Here is a 17,083-nt window from a genome sequence, read left to right as displayed (position 1 = left end):
TATCGACGCAGTCCCAAGGGACGGACACCACGATGCACTGTTCCAGATCGCCGAGGCGTATGTATACTGCACCATGATCTCTCGATGGACGAAGGCTGCGTTCACGACCTCGATCGGGGTGGTCGCGGCGTGTCGCGGCGCCGCGCCGTCGCCGTCGAGCATCCCCTCGCCATCGAGCATCCCGTCGCCATCGAGCATCCCCTCGCCACAAGCGAGCGTTCCCCCGAGCCCGCCCGACGGGGACGCTCATGCGGCGCCCTCGAGCGACGGAAAGTGTAACGCCGGAGCGCCGAAGGCCGATGCGGCGTTCATGCCGGTCACGCTCCGCTTCGATCAGCGCCCGGACGGAACGACCACGGTCGAACCCGAGGTCGCAAGGCGATTCCCGGCGATCAGCGACGATGGTCGAACCATCGCCATTCTCGACGAGCGATGGACCATCGAGGAAGAAGCCAGCCTGCACCTCGCCTTCCTCGACGTCCGAACGAACAAACAGGCCGTGTTCACGCTCTGGGCACAATCGGCACGGGCCACCCGTCGCCCGCAGGCGCAGCGAGCCTTGGACAAGGGCCGCTGGCAATCGCTGATCCCGGGAGAGATCGGCGGCCAAGACTGCGGCCCTTCCGGTGTCGCCGTCGATCCGCACACGCTGCGTTTCAACGCGGTCGAGTTCCAGTTCGTGGGCGAGGGCTACAAGGTCGAACTCTTGCGGCGCACGCGCTCCGGAGACGCCAAACTGCCGCTCGTGGTGCACGGGCTCCCGGGGACGATGGGCGAAGCGGCTGTGCCGACGCGAGACGTCGGCGGGTCCTGTGGGGTCTGGGATCACCTGGAGGCGGGCTGGGTGTCTCAGGACGGCAGGGTCTACGTGTTCAAGCTCGGCGCGAACCTCGGTGGCCGATGCGGTCCAGCGCCCACGCCCGTCGAGTATTGCTCCTGGGTGTCGCAATGACGTGCGCGCTCCGCCCCACGCGTCGGCCCGGCTCGTGCTCGGACAAGCCGGGGGCGAAGCACTCGCGCCGGCCCGCTCCCCATATCGAGCTGCAATGCGCAAACGCAAGGAGCATCAGGACCGTCATGTACTGCCCAACAAGCCGTTGCTGCCGACGGGCCGAGCATCTTCGCTTCGCTGGACGGCCCCAGTCCGCGGCAGACCGTGACGTTGGGCGGCTCCGGCCCAGAAACGTGCTGCCATGAGCTCTGTTCCGGTGCCCTCAGATCTCGTCTACTTCACCGAGCGCGGATCGGGACCGCCCCTCCTGCTCATACATGGGTTGATGATCACTGGGGAGATGTTCGAGCCGGTCATCGAACATCTTGCAGCCCGGCATCGCGTGATTGTTCCAGACCTGCGCGGCCACGGGCGGAGTCGGGGACTTGCGCCGCCGTATACGGCGGCACAGCTTGCATCTGACCTGTCGCGCCTGCTCGACCATCTGGGCATCGACTCTACCGCGGTGCTCGGCTATTCGCAGGGCGGTGCAATTGCGCAACAACTGGTCCTTGACCACCCCCGTCGATGCGACCACCTCGTGCTCGCATGCACCTACGCCTTCAACATGGCGACATTTCGCGAAAGGATCGAAGGCCACATCGTTCCGTTTCTCGTCCACGCCCTCGGCATGAGGCGGTTTGCGAAGCTCCTCGTCTCACAAGGGTTGAAGCAGCTTGCCAAGGAGCGTGCCGACTGGGTTATCGGCCTCATCGCGAACCAGGACGACAAGTTGATGGTGTCCGCGTGGAGGGAGGCGATGGCGTTCGACAGCAGGCGCCGCCTGGACCAGATCAGATGTCCGACGCTCGTCGTCGCCGCCTCGAACGATGACGCGGTCCCGTTCCACCACGCGAAGATGCTCCACGACGGAATCACCGGGTCTCGGCTCGTCATGATCGATGGCGCTGGCCACGCGCTCATCTGGACGCATCCCGACGAGCTTGTGCGGGTGACGGACGAATTCCTCGGGGGCTGATCGCGCGTGGAAGCTCTCTCTGCCAGTTGCATCAGCATGAACCGCCGAGCTCACGGCTGCACCCGACGGCGGTCACTTCGTGGCGCCTGACGGCGCCCCTCCGTCGCACGCGGGTGAGCCGAACGTTGGGCAGATGCACCTGAGCCGTTCACCGAGTGCATGCATGCATCGTCCAGCCTCGACCAAGAGTTCTCCTGTCGCAGTGGTGTATGCGCTGATGTGTTGCACGGCCATGGCACCTTTCGGCTGCAAGGCCTGCTCCGCTAATGATGAGGGCGCGACGCCCGGCGCCGGGGTCACCGCGACGTCGGCTGTGCAGGAGCGGGCTGCATCGCAATCGTCGTCTGCGGCAATGGACGCCGACACGACCGTAGAGGTCACTCAGCTCGTCGGGTGCGAAGCCCTTGCAGCCATGTTGGACTTGGTTGCCACGTTTCGGCGCCGGCCCTGGGAGTACTACCCTCCTGAGAGCGCCGTGACTTGCGAGCGAGGAGTCTGTGGCCAGGCCCGCGCAGAGGATGTCGGGCTGCTAGGCATCGGGTGGACCGAAACGCGGCCCGTCGGGAGCCATTTCTTCGTCGGCTGGTGGAAGCCGATCAACTTCCGATGCGACTCTCTCGGCCTCAAGACCGCTCGCACCAACCCAAATACCGATCGCTGCGAAGAGATCCCAAGGGGACCTCTCGCCGGTATGACGATTGCGTTCGACCGTCGCGGGCGCTGTATGATGATCTTCGAGGATGCGTACGATCGCGCGGATCCGGCGGCTACGCCGTTCATCTGCGACCATGGGGACGAGCCTGTGACCGGAGCAGTGGTACACTGCGCGAACGTGAGCGTAATGGCAACCGGACGACCGGACGCGAAATGATGCGACTCGTGCTGCCCAACAAGCGGCTGGTACTGACGGGGCGCCGAGCCTCGCTTCGCTCAGCACGGCCCGCGATGCGGCAGAGCGGTTCGTTCGGCAGTCTGCGCGTACACTCGCGAGCGCATCTGCGACGGACGCACCTGCGAGACGAGGGGTCGCGAACGGCTCTCGGACCACCGCCCGGCTGACTTGATCGAGGCGCCCAGGAGTACCCGAGGATGTGCTTGATGGTTTGGCTTGGTTCCGCGACTCCTCTTGCCGGCGTGACGCCACCCGAGGCGCCCGACGCGGCTCCGGGGGCTCTCCACGTGAGGCCGGAGCCTGCGGACGCGCCGGTACGCATGCAGTTCGTACAGCCGTACGTCCACTCTATCGGCTCGCACGAGAGCTGCGGTTGCGGATTCCGCAGCCAGCAGCTCGGGCTTGAAGGGTTTGACGTCGTGGCGGACGTGCTTCCACTTCTTCCCGCTCTTTTCGAGGACGAGCGGAGCGAATTCCTCGCCGAACAACGATCGCGCGAGCGCCTCCACGCGCTCGTACGCGCTGCGCTTCGCGGCGGAGATGTCGAGGTGTTTTCGTGCTGGGCTGGCGATGAAACCCAAGCCCCTGCTGTCGTCAAAGACGTATCGCCCGACTATTTCGCCGCCCACCTGGACCCTCTTGAGGAGGGGGCCAAGTACCGGATTCGTCGTGAAAGATAGGGTCACATGGCTCCTTCCCTTGCTCGAGCCTTGCACCGGTGGTTTCGCATGGACACCAGTGAACTGCCGAACAAGCAGCTGGTGCTGACGGTGCGTCGAGCTTCGCTTTGCTCGGCACGGCGCACCGCAGCACACCCGCGCGTGAGCCGTCATTGGAGGGCTCGTGAACAAGATTGATCTCAAGAGCGAGTTGAAAGACCTGTACAAGCCTTCCGCAAAGGAGGTGGTCGAAGTTGACGTTCCAGCGTTCAACTTTCTGATGGTCGATGGCGAAGGGAATCCCAACACATCCAAGAGTTACAAAGAGGCAGTAGAGGCTCTCTATTCGGTCTCATACACCATAAAGTTTGCACTAAAGAAGGAGAAGGGGCTCGACTACGTGGTCATGCCACTCGAAGGTCTGTGGTGGGCGGACGACTTGACTGGCTTCAGCCGCGATGAAAAGGAAAGCTGGAAATGGACAATGATGATCATGCAGCCGCCGGAAGCTGCAAAGCAGATGGTCCAGTCGGCGATTGCCAGCGTTCAAGACAAGAAGGGACTGCCCGGGCTCAAAGGCATTCGCTTTGAACAATTTGGAGAAGGTCGGTGTGCGCAAACGTTGCATGTAGGCCCGTTCTCGGCGGAAGGTCCGACAATCCAGCGGGTGCATGACTACATCTCAAGCCGTTCTGCCCTCAGGGGCAAGCACCATGAGATCTATCTGAGCGACATTCGAAAGGCGGCACCTGAAAAATGGAAGACAATCATCCGCCAGCCCATGGAATGACGGCCAACAATTCATTCAAGCCGACACCACTTCGCGGCGCGGCTTGATTCAGACGTTGGGCGGGCAGCCACCCTCTCGACGGCCACGGCAGCTTCGTTCCGGCTGGGGCTGAGTCGAGAGGCCGCGAGAGGGCCATCGGCAGACGCGTCGCGCTCCCGTCGGCACGGCGTCCTGCCGGTCGCAAAGGGTGCAGAGACCTGTTAGGTTCGCCCGCCGTGACTCCCCCGATCCTGCTTCAACTGCGCGTCACCCTTTACACGCGTGCGCCCGAGGCCTTTGCCTTCGAGCTATCGGAGCGCTTCCGGCAGCTCCGGATCGCCGGGATGGTGGACGGGCGCGTCCTGCCGGACGGCGAGGTGAGCGCGCTCCTCCGCGGGCTGACGTCGCTTGCAGGCGAAGCCATCCCCTCGCTCACCCGGCGCAACCCGAGCGTGGCGCTCGACGTCGTCGAGGTCGCAAGGCTCGCCTCGCTACGGGCCGGCGTGGAGCAGGCGCTCGTGGCCCGGGCCCCCCACCTCGGCCCCATGCTCGAGGTCTTCGGGGCGCGCCCGGCGGCGCGGCAGTACCGGCTTTCCACCTGGCTCACCGACTTCGCGGCGGTGACGGGACGGCTCCGCAGGGTCTCCCTTGACGATTTCGTGGACGATGTCGGCGAGGGCCTGAATTCCTGGGCCGAGTACGACAAGGGAGAGGGCCGATGGCAGTTCCACGAGAGCGGCTCCGAGGAGGTGTGGTTGCTGCTCTACGCCGCCAGTGGCTCCGACGACCTTGCCGTTCGCAAGGGGAAGCGCTGGCTTCACAGCTTCGACCACAAGGACGGGGACGCCTGGGGAGAGCTGCCGAAGATGATCGGCGTGCCAGAGGACGCGTGCTTCGACGCCGAGATCCGCGCCTGGGCGGAGAGCGAAGAGGCCATGGATGTCTTCGATTTCGTCGACCTCTGCAACGCCCGCGCCCACGCGCTGGGGTGCGAGCTGCGCCTGTTCTCCGTCGAGACCCACGGAGACGACCACCTCTTCGTGGCGCTGCCGCCTCTGGCCTGCAAGTCCGCGGTGGAGCGCGGACTCCTCGAGGTCACGCCCTACCTGCCGCATCTGTCGACGATGCCGCGCTGGTCGCTGTGGCACGCCGGCGTGGTGCTGCTCGCCGGCGTGCTCGCCCTCGCTGTCGCCTACGCTCTCTACCCGGCCGCACGCACGTCGATCGAAGCCGTTTGCCTCTTGGGTCCTCTGTTCCTCGTGATCATCCTGGGGAACCGATGGATCGAGCGCACCCTCGCCGCGCGCTTCCCAGCGGTGGCGCGCGCGCTCGAATCGCTGCGAGCGCGGTGAGGCGAAACCCGCATCGGAAGGCAGAACCGCCCAACGCACGCCCTGAGGCCGACCGAAATGCGGACCGACGCGGCACCGTACAGCGGTACCGCCCAACGACGTGTTGCAGACCGACGGAGCACGCCGCCTCGCCCCGCTCGACCGCGTACCCCGCGGCTGAACAGTGCGTTCGACCAGGAGAGCAGAGGCCACAGGGATGACCGAACTTGAGTGCCAATTTTTGTCTGCGGCGGTCGAGTTGGTGGCTCGTCAGCGAGAACTGATCCCACTCGTTGCTCAGGCCATCGGCATCGATCCGTTCGAGTACTGGATCCTCGGCCGGCGCCGGGACGATCCGGGGCTCGATGGCATCAACAGGACGGCGGATGGCGAATGGGCGTTCCACTTCCACGGGCTCGAGTTCGACATCAAGAATCTCCGAGATGGTCGCCGTGTTCGGGTCGATTTTGGTCCGAGAGGCAGGCGCGCATTCACCTCATTTGGGGTTGGCGAGTTCATCGTTAGCAGCCGACAACCGTGGCAGGTCTTTCCTGAACTCAAGGAATACCTCTGTGGCCCACATGAATGGGCAGATTCCCAGCGCTGCGGTGAACTCGCGGATGCATTGCGCGAGCAGGGCTATTTCGCGTTCGCAGAACCGCGCCTGATGAAGCTGATCGCAACACATATACGTGAGGTTCCAGGCCGTGGACGAGTCGTCGACATCCCTGCGAACGAGATGCCGGATGAACAGAGCGACCTTCTCTTGTGCGATAATCTCGTGCTGACGGAGAAACCGCATGTCATATGCGAGCCGAAGCCGGTCCAACAAGCCGGTGCTGCTGACCGTCCGGGCAGCAGACCGCCGCGTTAGGCTCATTCTATGACCATGATCCTCTTTTGTAGTCAGCCGTTCCGTCCCCGCGAGGTCGATGCCGACTTTGCCGAGGAGCACACCGCGGCGAAGGACGCGGGCTTCTCCACGGCCCTCATCGACCATACCAAGGCGTCGGAAGGCGACGCTTCGGGGGCGGTACGTCATGTGCCCACACAGCCGGTGACGGCGGTCTATCGGGGCTGGATGATGCGTGTCCAGCATTATGCAGCGTTCCATGCGGCGCTCACCGCACGGGGAGTATCCCTGGTGAACGACCCGGACGCGTATCGGTTCTGCCACCACTTGCCAGAAAGCTACTCCGCGCTCGAGGGAGACACCCCGCGGACCACGTGGCTTCCGGTGCAAGGACCGGTCGAGTTCAGCCAAGTATTCGAGCGGCTGCAGCTTTTCGGCTCGGGTCCGGTCATCGTCAAGGACTTCGTGAAGTCCCAGAAGCACGACTGGAACGAGGCCTGCTTCATCCCGAACGCCGAGGACCGACCCGCCGTCGAGAGAGTCGTCCGGCGATTCATGGAGCTCCAGGGCGAAGACCTGAACGAGGGGCTCGTCTTCAGGGAGTACGTACCGCTCCGGATCGTCGGTCGTCATCCGCGGAGCGCGATGCCTCTGGCCGCCGAGGTGCGCACGTTCTGGTTCGATGGTGAACTGCTCCTGGCTCACCCCTACTGGGGCGACCTGGCGACGCCACCGGCGCCGCCGCCGAGCGACTGGATGCACCACGTGGCGAGCCGCGTCCGGAGTCGCTTCTTCACCATGGATGTCGCCCTCCGCGAGGATGGTCGCTGGACCGTCATCGAGCTCGGCGACGGGCAGGTCGCCGGCCTACCCGCTCTCGGTTTAGCAAAGCAGCTGTACGAACAACTTCGCGGGGCGCTGGGCGGCCGCGTCTCAGCGCCAAGAGCCTAACAACACAATGCAGCTGACGAAGCCCGCCGTTTGGTTCATCGAATCGCCTCGCAGAGCAGCGTGTTCGTCGCACACCGAGACGCCTGGCGCGGTACGTCTCGTCCTCTTTTCAAACGTTCGATTTGCGACCGTCACGCAGATTGACCTGGCTGGTCTCGTTCCGCTGGTCGTTGGTGATGGTTGATCCAAGCGACGCGCCGCCCGTGGCCCAGCCCTACAGGGTGCGCCAGCGCAAGCTCGAATGGCCCACGTCATCGCCACCCTGAGCCGTCTCGTCTACCGCCGCGCATCGTGAACCACACGGCGGGCTGTCCTCCACCAAGACGGCCCGCCCCGCATCGCCAGGATCACGGCGTTCATTGCGGTGCTCGATCCACCATTCTCAGCGGATCGTGGCTCTCCCGCGACGAACCAATCCAACCTTTTCCCATTGCCTTCGCCCCCACTTCATGGGACAAAGCAAGCGACGCCAGCCGGCGCTCTCAACACCGACCGGCGTCTCCCCACAACCCCGTGCAACCCGGAGTCATGAGTATGGCAACGATACCGCTCCATCCGCCGCCGGCAAACTTTACGGCGGCGCACGCCCTCCTCGGGCGTCTTTACCTCGAACACCGCGCTTTCCTGCGCCGCCTCCTTCTCGGCCAGGCCATCCCTTCCGGCGACGTCGACGACCTCGTGCAGGACGTCTTCCTGACGGCCTGGCGACGCCTTGAATGCCTCGTCATGCCGGAGCAGGCTCGTCCGTGGCTCCTCGTGATCGGGCTCAACCATGCGCGCAATCATCGAAAGCTTGCGCGTTGCGAACGGGAGGTCCTCGTGGGGCTTTCGGAGGACCTTCCCGAGCAGGAAGAAGCGGAGTCGGTGGGGTTGTTCGTGCAGGCGGCGTACGGGATGTTCCGGCTCAAGCGCTTCCTCTTGAAGATCGGGCCGCGCATCCGTGCCGTGGTCGTGCCTTACCTGGAGGGCCGTTCCATCCGGGAGATCGCCGAAGCGCTCGGCATCAAGACGAAGACCGCCTACGCCCGCCTGCACCTCGCCCGGGAGCACCTGAAGACGCTCGCGCTTGCGTGACGCCTGCTCCCACGCCCGCGCGCCTGTCGAGGGTCACGTCGCTCGCGAGACCGCGGGTGGGTGCCAATCTGCATTGATCGCCGCCCGCTTCGGCGAGTACAGCCGCATGGTGAGGTTGAACGCGCCCTGCTGGGGTGCCGGCAGCCAGTTCGACCGCCTCGGATCGGCCTCGTCCATGGAGCGCTGGACGTACAGCGTCACGGAGCCATCGGGGCCCTTGGCCAGGTTGTTTCGCGTGCCCAGCGAGAAGCGGTCGATGGCGTTCGGGACCTGGTATCCCTGCTCGTCGTACAACGTCACGGACCAGAAGGCGTTCACCGGTGGCAGTTTGTCGGCCTCGAAGCGCAGCGTGTAAGGCATGGCGCTGTCCAGCGCGGTGCTCGTGGAATCCACGTAGGCGGTCGGGTAGATTGCGTCCTCCGGGAGATTGGCGCCCAGCCCGATGAGGGCAATGATCGCGCGGCGGAGGTAGCTCGTCCCGTAGGTCCCCATCATCTCGTTCGGATATACCCAGCCATTCGTCAGCGGCGTGAGGGAGACCTGCTTCGCCTTCATCTGGGCGAGGGCGTCGGGGGCCGCTCTCTTGAAGGCGTCTTGCACCACCGCCGGGGCTGCGTTCAGGTCGAACGGCTGGCCCGCCACGAAGCCCGCCCGCGCCAAGCGCGCGAGGATGGGGTAGTCATTGAAGTGCGCCGGAATCCGGCGCATCAGGTCCGCGCCATAGGCGAAGAACGTCTCGGGCGTCATCTTCTCCACGACCACCAACGGCTCTTCGAGGCTGATGTCATCGCCGTCCGACCCGACGGGCGGCGGCGGCGGCCGCCCGGCCTCGTAGGCGGAGAGAGGGATGATCTGGAGGCCATTCTGGAACTCGTGCACGCTGGCATAGTCGGATTCACCGTTGCACTGCGTTCGTCCGATGATCCAGACATACGGCGTCGACGCGTCGATCCGTTGCAGGTTCAGGGCCGGGTTGATCGTCCCCTTCCACCCCGGGCCGACGATGACGAGCTGCTGGGCCGCTGTCCCCGTCGTGCGGGGGCCGGGGCAGGTGAAGACGTCCGTCCACATGTCGAGCATGGGCAAGAGGTAGTAGCGTCCACCGGACGCGGGGACCTTGATGACCAGGGGCTCGCGCACGAGATCGAGCCACGCGCTCGAATAAAGCGTGTCGAAGTTGGGTCGCACCACGGTGCGGTCTGCCGGCCCCGGGAAGCGCGGGTTGTTCATGAACACGTTGGCCGGGGCTCGCCAGGTGGCGAGGTCGATCTCCTTGGTGTTCGTCATCTGCCGGCGCGTCACGTCCATCAACACGAGGGGATAGAGATAGGTATATCCCTCGCTGCCGATCTCGTAGGCCGTATCGAAGTTCAAATCAGCGTTCGTCGCCATAGGCTCCTCTTCTTCGGGCGCGCAGCGCTCGACGTTCCATTCGCGGGTAGGAAACCGCTCTCCTGGGGCCAGGTTCCGTCGCGTGAGCGATCGCGGCAATTCTGCCGAGATCGACGACGGAGCGTCCATCCGCCGTCATCCTCTATCGCGCCAGGCGAGGATGCAACCGCGAAGAATGCATCCGCCTGCTTATCTTGCGTTTCATGTACAGTGCTCTGCGTTTTCTGGATAGGCGAATGGCCACGGGGCCGGGCGTTGCGGACGAGCGTGGCGAGCATGTCGACGGAGCCCCCGGGCGTTGCGGACGAGCGTGGCGAGCATGTCGACGGAGCCCCCGGGCGTTGCGGACGAGCGCGGCGAGCATGTCGACGGAGCCCCCGGGCGTTGCGGACGAGCGTGGCGAGCATGTCGACAAGGACCCTCCTCGTTGCCGACAAGCGTGGCGAGCATGTCGACGGAGCCCCCGGGCGTCGCGGACGAGCGTGGCGAGCATGTCGACGGAGCCCCCGGGCGTTGCCGACAAGCGCGGCGAGCCTGTCGACGGAGCCCCCGGGCGTTGCCGACAAGCCCGGCGAGCACGTCGACACGGCCCCTCCTCGTTGCCGACGAGCGCGGCGAGCATGTCGACGGAGCCCCCGGGCGTTGCCGACAACCGCAGCGAGCATGTCGACGAACACCCAAGCCGTTGCCGACGAGCCCGTCGAACGCGCACACAGGGCCCACTCCCCTGCACAAGGAGGATGACCATGTCTGAGAACGCGATCGGAAAGTATACGGGTAAGGGCATCGTCGACGCGATGCCGTTCAAGAACAAGCTCGTCGACGTCAAGCAAGGCGAGCTTGCGAGGCTCAAGCGCTCGAAGCCAGGATGCGCCGGCGTCCTCGCCGACCTCGCCGCCGCGATGCCCGAGCACGGCAATGCGGCGCGTATCCATCCGGATTGTTATGACGAGATCGTCGAGACGGCGCAGACCCTGGAGCAGATCCGCGCCCAGCGCCCCGAGGCCGACAAACTCGCCGAGGTCCTCCGGGAGAGCGAGGCCTACTACGAGGACAAACTCGAGGGCTTGATCAGCAGGCTCGCCAAGACCGTCCTCGATACCGCGAAGGACGAGAACAAGCCCGCCCTGCTCGCGACCTTCGAGTCCGCGATCCAGTACCGGACGCAATACGCGGACAAGGGGGTCGCCACCCGCCGCAAGAACCAGCAGAACGCAGGCGCGCCGGACGCGGAGACCCCGCGCGAGGCATGACGCGCCCGCCTTGAAACGCCCCGCCTGACGAATCCCCCATCTTCGCGCTGGAGCCGGAGCGTGGCGCGTCGATCACCGACGTCGCCCGCTCCCCTCCCGCGATCAAAGCGGCACGGAGTCCGCGCTCTCCTTCAAGATCGTCGCGCTGCGTACGAGCGCAGATGCCTCCGCGAGGTCGAGCTCGGGCATCAGGTCCGAGAGCACGCCCGCCGCGCCGATCACCCGGGGGATCGAGAGCGCGACATCCGTGATGCCTACGACCTCCGGCGTCACGATCGAGACCGAAAGAACGTCCCGCTGGTCGAAGGCGATGGCTCTGATGATGCGCGCGAGCCCCGCGCCGATGCCGTAATACGTCGAGCCCTTGCCTTTGATGATCTTGTAGGCAGCGTTCCGCACCCCGTCGTCGATGGCGGCCCGAACTTCGTCGGTGAGCGGCTTGCCGACCTGATCCGCGAACGAGCGCAGCGATATCGAGCCCGCGCGCGCATTCGACCACACGAGCACCTCGCTGTCTCCATGCTCCCCCAGCACATGAGCGTGCACCGATTGCGGCGCGATTCCGAGGTGCCGGCCGAGCAGGCTGCGGAACCGGGCCGTGTCGAGGATGGTCCCCGAGCCAATCACCCGCCGCGCCGGCAAACCCGAGAGACGCGTGGCCACGTGGGTCATGACGTCGACAGGGTTCGTGGCGATCAGCAAAATGGCGTCGGGCGAGACGGCGAGCACCTCGCCGACGACCTCACGGAAGACCTCCGCATTGCGACCCAAAAGCTCGAGACGTGTCTCGCCAGGCTTCTGGTTGACGCCGGCGGCCAGGATCACCACGAAGGTCTCGTCGAGATCACGGAAGGAGCCGGCGCGAACCGTCGTCGCGGAGACAAAAGGCACGGCGTGCGAAATGTCCTCGGCCTGGGCGAGGGCGAGGTCCGCATTCCTGTCGACCAGCACGACCTCGCTCGCGATCCCCTGCATTGCGAGCGCATATGCAGCCGCGCTCCCGACCATGCCCGCCCCGACGATGCCCACTTTCATGATGTCTCAGCCCCCCGTCTCTTCGCTCCCCGGCGGATACACATGCCTCCGCCCCCACGGATCCTCCACGGTCCGCCGCCCGTCTTCCCCCTCCGGCCCGAGATATCCCGGCCCGATCGGCACCTTCCCGTAGCCGCCCGGGATATCCAGCACGTACGTCGGCTGCGCGATCCCCGATAAACTCTGCCTGAGCTCGCGCAGGATCGATTGCCCCTCCGCAATGCTCGTCCGGAAATGCCCCGTCCCCACCGCCAGATCCCCGTGGTGCAGGTAATAGGGTTTGACGCGTAAAACGACGAGCTCCCGGAAGAGCGCCTTCAGCGTCTCGGCGTCCGCGTTCACCCCGCGCAAGAGCACCGTCTGCGACAGCATCGGGATCCCCGCGTCCACCATCCGCGTGCACGCCTCGCGCGCCTTCGGACCAAGCTCGCGGGGATGGTTGGTGTGCAAAACGACGTAGGTCGTCAGGTCCGGCACGCGCAGCGCTGCGATCATCGCCTCGTCGACGCGCCCGGGATCCATCACCGGCACGCGCGTGTGCACGCGCAAGACCCGCACGTGCGGGATCGCGGAGAGCGCCGCGGTGATCTCGGCGAGCTTGCGGGGCGGCAGGATCAGCGGATCGCCCCCGCTCAGGATCACCTCCCACACCTCCTCGTGCGCGCGCACGTACGCGATCGCCGCCGCGAGCTCCTCGCGCGACAGCACCTCGCTGCCCGGCCCGACCTTCTCGCGCCGGAAGCAGAAGCGGCAGTACGCAGGGCAGACGTGGACCGGCTTCAAGAGGAGCCGATCGGGGTAGCGGTGCGTGATGCCCTTGACCGGCGTGTGCGGATCGTCGCCGATCGGATCCACGCGTTCTTCCGGCAGGATCCTGAGCTCGCGTTTGCTCGGCAGGAACTGCTTCGCGATCGGGTCGTTCGGATCACCCGGCGTGACGAGATCCACGAGGTCGGGCGTGATGGCCACGCTGAAGCGCTCCGCGACCCGTTCGAGCGCCTCCATCTCCCCGCGTGCCACGAGACCCTGTTCGACGAGCTCGCTGACGCGTCGCGACGTCCGGCGCGTGTCCTCGTGCGCGCCCTCGCGCTCTTGCGCGCGTTCCGTTTCGCATGCCCTCACACCCACGGCGCCGCTCCTCCTAGACTTCTTTCGGTCCAAAAGCCAGCGACGTCGAGCCCTCGCGCCCCCGCTCGTCTGCTGGCTCTCTGTCGCCCCTGGAAAGGGGCCGGCCCGCGTCGTAAGAAAGAACCTGCCTTTCCGGCCCGACGAACATGCGCACGAACCGTCCTTTCCTCGCTGCCCTCTTCGCCGCCACCTTGCTCGCGCCCGCTGGATCCTTCGCGGACGAAGCGTCCAGCAAGGTCCTCGGACGCGCCGCGATCCTCACGCAGAAGGGCGATTACGCCGCTGCGGAGAAGGAGCTCGACGCCGTCAAGTCCGGGCCCGAGCGCGCCCAGGCCCTCGTCGAGAAGGCGCGCCTCGCGCTCCTGCAGGGCCGCTACGCCGACGCGGTGAAGACCGCGAAGAGCGCCGCGTCGCTCGGCAAGGACGCGAAGATCCAGGCCGCTCCCCTCATCGCCGAGGCGCTCGCATCACAGGGGAAGGTGAACGAAGCGATCGACGCCGTGAAGGACGTCGCGGACGAGGACACGGCGCACAGGGCGCGGCTCGTGCTCGGCGAGCTCTTGATCCGCAGCGGAAAACGCGGCGCGGCGAGCGTGCCGCTGCGCAGGCTCGTCGAGGCGTACAACGACGACACGATCAACGATCGTGACGCCGAGGGCCTCTCGCTCGTCGGCCGCGCGGCGCACCTCCTGCGCTCGGCGCACGACGCGAACCAGGCGTACGGCGAGGCCGAGAAGGCGGGCGCGAAGACGCGGGTCGAGACGTTGCTCTGGCGCGCCGAGCTCTTCCTCGACAAGTACAACCCCGGCGAAGCGGGCGAGTCCGTCAAGGCCGCGCAGAAGCTCGCGCCCAAGGATCCACGCGTCCACGTCGCCATGGCGCGCGTCAAGCTCGAGAACGCCATGGACTTCGAGGCGGCCGAGAGCGAGATCAAGCAGGCGCTCGAGGTGAACCCGAACCTCACCTCCGCGTACGTGATCCGCGCCGGCCTCGCGCTGCGCACGATGGACATCGCGGCGGCCGACGCGGCCATCAAGCGCGGGCTCGAGGTCGACCCGACGCACCTGGAGCTGCTCTCGATGAAGGCGGCGACGCGCTTCCTCGCCGACGATCTCGCGGGCTACGAGGCCACGAAGAAGCAGGTCCTCTCGCTCTGCCCCGAGTACTCCGCGTTCTTCCAGATCGTCGCGGAGTACGCCGAGTGGGAGCATCGGTACGAAGACATCGTCCGCATGATGGACGAGGCCACGCAGGTCGACGCGCAGGACATGAAGGCGTTCGCGACGCTCGGCCTGAACAAGATCCGCCTCGGCGACGACGACGGCGGCCTCGATGCGCTGCGCAAGTCGTGGAAGAAGGATCGGTTCAACGTCCGCGCCTACAACACGCTGAACCTCTTCGAGAAGACGATCCCCGGGGAGTACGTCGCGACGAACGGCACGCGCTTCCGCATTCGTTACCACAAGGAAGAGAAGGCCGTCCTCGAGCGGTACGTGCCGCGTATGCTCGACGAGGCGTGGGATTCGATGGTGAAGCGGTATGGCTACACCCCGAAGATGCCCGTCTCGATCGAGCTCTACGCCGATTCGGAGCATTTCAGCATCCGCACGAGCGGCCTGCCGAACGTCGGCATCCAGGGCGTCTGCTTCGGCCAGTCCCTCGCGGCGCTCTCGCCCGGGGCGGGCCCGTTCAACTGGGGCAACGTGCTCTGGCACGAGCTCGGGCACGTCTTCGCGATTCAGTATTCGAAGAGCCACGTCCCCCGCTGGTTCACCGAGGGGCTCAGCGAGTACGAGACCATCATTCGCCGGCCCGAATGGCAACGCGAGGAGGACCCCGCGCTCTTCGCCGCGCTGAAGGGCGGGCGCATCCCGCCGCTCGACGGCTTCAACCGCGCCTTCACGCACGTCGACTCCGTGGAGGACGTGACCATGGCCTATTTCGCGGCGAGCCAGCTCGTCGTGTTCATGGCCGACAAATACGGATTCGACAAGGTCGCGGCCATGCTGCCGCGCTGGGGCAAAGGCGAGCGCACGCCGGACGTCATCAAGGGCGCGCTCGGCGTGCCGCACGACGAGGTCGATCGGCAGTTCCGCGAATGGCTGAAGAAGCGCCTCTCGCGCTACGAAAAGCAATACGTGCCGGACCTGCACGCGCCTCCGCTCGACGAGGCGCGCAAGGCGCTGCGTAACGATCCGAAAAACGCGAAGAAGCTCGTGCAGCTCGCGCTCGCGCTTTTCGCGGACGGGCAGAAGCCGGAGGCGCTCGCGGTGCTCGACGAGGCGCTCACCCTCGATCCGAAGCAGCCCGACGGGAACTTCGTGCGCCTGCGCCTCGCCATGAGTGAAAAGAAGCTCGACGACGCGGCGCGGATCATCGACAAGATGGTGGCGAACGGCCACGACGGCTACGTCATGCGCATGAAGGCCGCCGACCTCGCGGAGCTGCGCAAGGACAAGGCGCGCGTGAAGGCCTCCTTCGAGGCCGCCTTCAAGTTCGACCCCTCGCAAGCCGAGCCGCTCCAGGGCCTCTACGACCTCGCGAAGGCGCAAAAGGACGTCGCCGGGCAGCTCGATGCATTGCGGCGGCTCGCGCTCCTCGATCAGCACGACCGGCGCGTCTGGGTGCGCCTCCTCGAGCTGCTCACCGAGCGCGGCCTATGGGAAGAGGCCGTCAAGGTGGGCGAGAGCGCAATCTACGTCGACGTCTCGAACGCCAAGGTCCACCGCCTCTACGCCAAGGCCCTCGCGCGCACGGGCCGGCAAGTCTCGGCCATCTTCGAGCTGAACAGCGCGATCCTCACGAAGCCCGAGCCCCCCGAGATGGTCGAGATCTACGAGGACCTCGCCAAGGGCTACGACAAACTCGGCAAAGCCGAATACGCCAAGCAGGCGCGGGACCTCGCGAAGCTCGTCGCGCCGAAGGGCTGAGCCCCTCGTCCCCGCTCGCCCCTCTCCCGCGCGGGAGAGGGGCCGGGCATGAGGGAATGGAAACCGTCCCTTTACTTGCGCGCGTTTTCTTTCGCCTCGGCGCGCTTCTGCGTGAGCTCGTCGAAGCCGCCGAAAATCCGCTCGTCGAGATCACGCGGCAGGTCCGGGTGCTCGACCAGCTCGTCGCGAAGCGCCGCGCGGAACCGGCCGAGCTGGCCGATCGTGGTCACGCGGAGCGCCGTCTGCTGGCGGAAATACTCGAAGCCCGTCGCCTGCCCGCGCGTCGAGAGGAGCTGCGCCAGTTTGTCGCCTTGCTCCACGAACGCGCTCGCCCAGTCGTAGAGCGTCTTTCCGTCGGGCGTCGGGGCGGCGCGCAGATCGGCTTCGAGCTCCGCGAGCTTCGGCCGGTTCTGCTTCGCCGCGGCCGCCTCCTCCGCGTAGCTGTCGCTGAGCACGCCGAGATCCCGGATGAACGCCTCGCGAATGCGACGCGCGGCCTCGCGCCGCTCCTCGGGCACGAACGGATGGGAGAGCACGGCCTCGGTGTAATGCCAGATCGCCGCGCCGAGCCCGTCGTGATGCGCGTCGGCCTCCGTCAGATCCCCGACCGGCCTGCCGGCCGCGTCTTCGAGGTGCTCGATCGCCTTGCGCTTGGCGGCCAGGATCGGACCATACAGCTTGCCCGTCTGCGTGGCCGTGAGCGCCTCGTCGCGGTGATGGAACAGGTCCAAAAGCCCCGCGCGCAGGTCGGACAGGGTCAGGTTTCGCATGACAAATCCCTCCGTGAATCCTTCGTTCCCGACGGAGGGTACCAAAGGGGCTCGGCGCGGGGGAAGGACGAGCGCC

Annotated in this window: 15 protein-coding genes; 11 read left to right on the top strand and 4 right to left on the bottom strand. The window is 66.1% G+C overall.

The window, feature by feature from the left end; all coding sequences use genetic code 11:
* The first annotated feature begins 73 nt into the window (after positions 1-73).
* The 9 genes from POL67_RS48745 (at position 74) to POL67_RS48705 (ending at position 8,499) form a co-directional block, all read left to right on the top strand.
* Positions 74-952 (top strand): hypothetical protein, encoded by an 879-nt coding sequence (locus POL67_RS48745; protein ID WP_271929028.1) that lies wholly within the window; start codon positions 74-76, stop codon positions 950-952.
* Positions 953-1,193: 241 nt separating this feature from the next.
* The gene (locus POL67_RS48740; RefSeq protein WP_271929025.1) at positions 1,194-1,970 is read left to right on the top strand and encodes an alpha/beta fold hydrolase; all 777 of its coding nucleotides are present in this window, start codon (positions 1,194-1,196) and stop codon (positions 1,968-1,970) included.
* A gap of 352 nt (positions 1,971-2,322) precedes the next feature.
* On the top strand, positions 2,323-2,841 hold the full coding sequence (locus POL67_RS48735; RefSeq protein WP_271929022.1) for a hypothetical protein: 519 nt from the start codon (positions 2,323-2,325) through the stop codon (positions 2,839-2,841).
* 341 nt (positions 2,842-3,182) lie between these two features.
* Entirely contained in the window at positions 3,183-3,542 is a 360-nt protein-coding gene (locus tag POL67_RS48730) for a hypothetical protein (protein WP_271929020.1), read from the top strand.
* 163 nt (positions 3,543-3,705) lie between these two features.
* On the top strand, positions 3,706-4,311 hold the full coding sequence (locus POL67_RS48725) for a GyrI-like domain-containing protein (protein WP_271929018.1): 606 nt from the start codon (positions 3,706-3,708) through the stop codon (positions 4,309-4,311).
* Between the two features lie 215 nt (positions 4,312-4,526).
* Positions 4,527-5,642, top strand: coding sequence for a hypothetical protein (locus POL67_RS48720; protein ID WP_271929015.1), 1,116 nt, complete (start codon positions 4,527-4,529; stop codon positions 5,640-5,642).
* 196 nt (positions 5,643-5,838) lie between these two features.
* Positions 5,839-6,495 carry a DUF6896 domain-containing protein gene (locus POL67_RS48715; RefSeq protein ID WP_271929013.1) on the top strand — a complete coding sequence of 219 codons (657 nt, stop codon included), beginning with the start codon at positions 5,839-5,841 and terminating at the stop codon, positions 6,493-6,495.
* A gap of 9 nt (positions 6,496-6,504) precedes the next feature.
* On the top strand, positions 6,505-7,425 hold the full coding sequence (locus POL67_RS48710) for an ATP-grasp domain-containing protein (RefSeq protein ID WP_271929010.1): 921 nt from the start codon (positions 6,505-6,507) through the stop codon (positions 7,423-7,425).
* A 534-nt stretch (positions 7,426-7,959) separates the two neighbouring features.
* Positions 7,960-8,499, top strand: coding sequence for an RNA polymerase sigma factor (locus tag POL67_RS48705; protein ID WP_271929007.1), 540 nt, complete (start codon positions 7,960-7,962; stop codon positions 8,497-8,499).
* Between the two features lie 33 nt (positions 8,500-8,532).
* Here the strand turns inward: POL67_RS48705 and POL67_RS48700 are convergent, their stop codons facing one another.
* Positions 8,533-9,891 carry a DUF1254 domain-containing protein gene (locus POL67_RS48700; RefSeq protein WP_271929005.1) on the bottom strand — a complete coding sequence of 453 codons (1,359 nt, stop codon included), beginning with the start codon at positions 9,889-9,891 and terminating at the stop codon, positions 8,533-8,535.
* Between the two features lie 746 nt (positions 9,892-10,637).
* Between POL67_RS48700 and POL67_RS48695 the strand changes: the two genes are divergently transcribed.
* On the top strand, positions 10,638-11,144 hold the full coding sequence (locus POL67_RS48695) for a hypothetical protein (RefSeq protein ID WP_271929003.1): 507 nt from the start codon (positions 10,638-10,640) through the stop codon (positions 11,142-11,144).
* A gap of 102 nt (positions 11,145-11,246) precedes the next feature.
* On the opposite strand, the gene POL67_RS48690 is transcribed toward POL67_RS48695, so the two are convergent.
* Both POL67_RS48690 and POL67_RS48685 read right to left on the bottom strand, forming a co-directional pair.
* The gene (locus POL67_RS48690) at positions 11,247-12,179 is read right to left on the bottom strand and encodes an L-lactate dehydrogenase (RefSeq protein ID WP_271929002.1); all 933 of its coding nucleotides are present in this window, start codon (positions 12,177-12,179) and stop codon (positions 11,247-11,249) included.
* A 6-nt stretch (positions 12,180-12,185) separates the two neighbouring features.
* On the bottom strand, positions 12,186-13,307 hold the full coding sequence (locus POL67_RS48685; RefSeq protein ID WP_271929000.1) for a lysine-2,3-aminomutase-like protein: 1,122 nt from the start codon (positions 13,305-13,307) through the stop codon (positions 12,186-12,188).
* 146 nt (positions 13,308-13,453) lie between these two features.
* Here POL67_RS48685 and POL67_RS48680 point away from each other — a divergent pair, with 146 nt between their 5' ends.
* On the top strand, positions 13,454-16,237 hold the full coding sequence (locus POL67_RS48680; RefSeq protein ID WP_271928997.1) for a tetratricopeptide repeat protein: 2,784 nt from the start codon (positions 13,454-13,456) through the stop codon (positions 16,235-16,237).
* A 71-nt stretch (positions 16,238-16,308) separates the two neighbouring features.
* Here POL67_RS48680 and POL67_RS48675 read toward each other — a convergent pair whose 3' ends face one another.
* On the bottom strand, positions 16,309-17,007 hold the full coding sequence (locus POL67_RS48675) for a hypothetical protein (RefSeq protein WP_271928995.1): 699 nt from the start codon (positions 17,005-17,007) through the stop codon (positions 16,309-16,311).
* Positions 17,008-17,083 lie beyond the last annotated feature (76 nt).

The organism is Polyangium mundeleinium (assembly GCF_028369105.1).
In the GTDB taxonomy this organism is placed as follows: Bacteria; Myxococcota_A; Polyangia; order Polyangiales; family Polyangiaceae; genus Polyangium; species Polyangium mundeleinium.
The sequence above is the reverse complement of the archived record's forward strand: the minus strand, read 5'-3'. Positions and strand labels throughout refer to the sequence as shown.

Excerpts from the sequence above, each read along its gene's own strand:
- POL67_RS48680 (WP_271928997.1), top strand. The coding sequence starts at position 13,454 with ATGCGCACGAACCGTCCTTTCCTCGCTGCCCTCTTCGCCGCCACCTTG.
- POL67_RS48710 (WP_271929010.1), top strand. The coding sequence starts at position 6,505 with ATGACCATGATCCTCTTTTGTAGTCAGCCGTTCCGTCCCCGCGAGGTC.
- POL67_RS48745 (WP_271929028.1), top strand. The coding sequence starts at position 74 with ATGATCTCTCGATGGACGAAGGCTGCGTTCACGACCTCGATCGGGGTG.
- POL67_RS48740 (WP_271929025.1), top strand. The coding sequence starts at position 1,194 with ATGAGCTCTGTTCCGGTGCCCTCAGATCTCGTCTACTTCACCGAGCGC.
- POL67_RS48705 (WP_271929007.1), top strand. The coding sequence starts at position 7,960 with ATGGCAACGATACCGCTCCATCCGCCGCCGGCAAACTTTACGGCGGCG.
- POL67_RS48700 (WP_271929005.1), bottom strand. The coding sequence starts at position 9,891 with ATGGCGACGAACGCTGATTTGAACTTCGATACGGCCTACGAGATCGGC.
- POL67_RS48675 (WP_271928995.1), bottom strand. The coding sequence starts at position 17,007 with ATGCGAAACCTGACCCTGTCCGACCTGCGCGCGGGGCTTTTGGACCTG.
- POL67_RS48690 (WP_271929002.1), bottom strand. The coding sequence starts at position 12,179 with ATGAAAGTGGGCATCGTCGGGGCGGGCATGGTCGGGAGCGCGGCTGCA.
- POL67_RS48735 (WP_271929022.1), top strand. The coding sequence starts at position 2,323 with ATGGACGCCGACACGACCGTAGAGGTCACTCAGCTCGTCGGGTGCGAA.
- POL67_RS48695 (WP_271929003.1), top strand. The coding sequence starts at position 10,638 with ATGTCTGAGAACGCGATCGGAAAGTATACGGGTAAGGGCATCGTCGAC.
- POL67_RS48730 (WP_271929020.1), top strand. The coding sequence starts at position 3,183 with ATGCAGTTCGTACAGCCGTACGTCCACTCTATCGGCTCGCACGAGAGC.
- POL67_RS48715 (WP_271929013.1), top strand. The coding sequence starts at position 5,839 with ATGACCGAACTTGAGTGCCAATTTTTGTCTGCGGCGGTCGAGTTGGTG.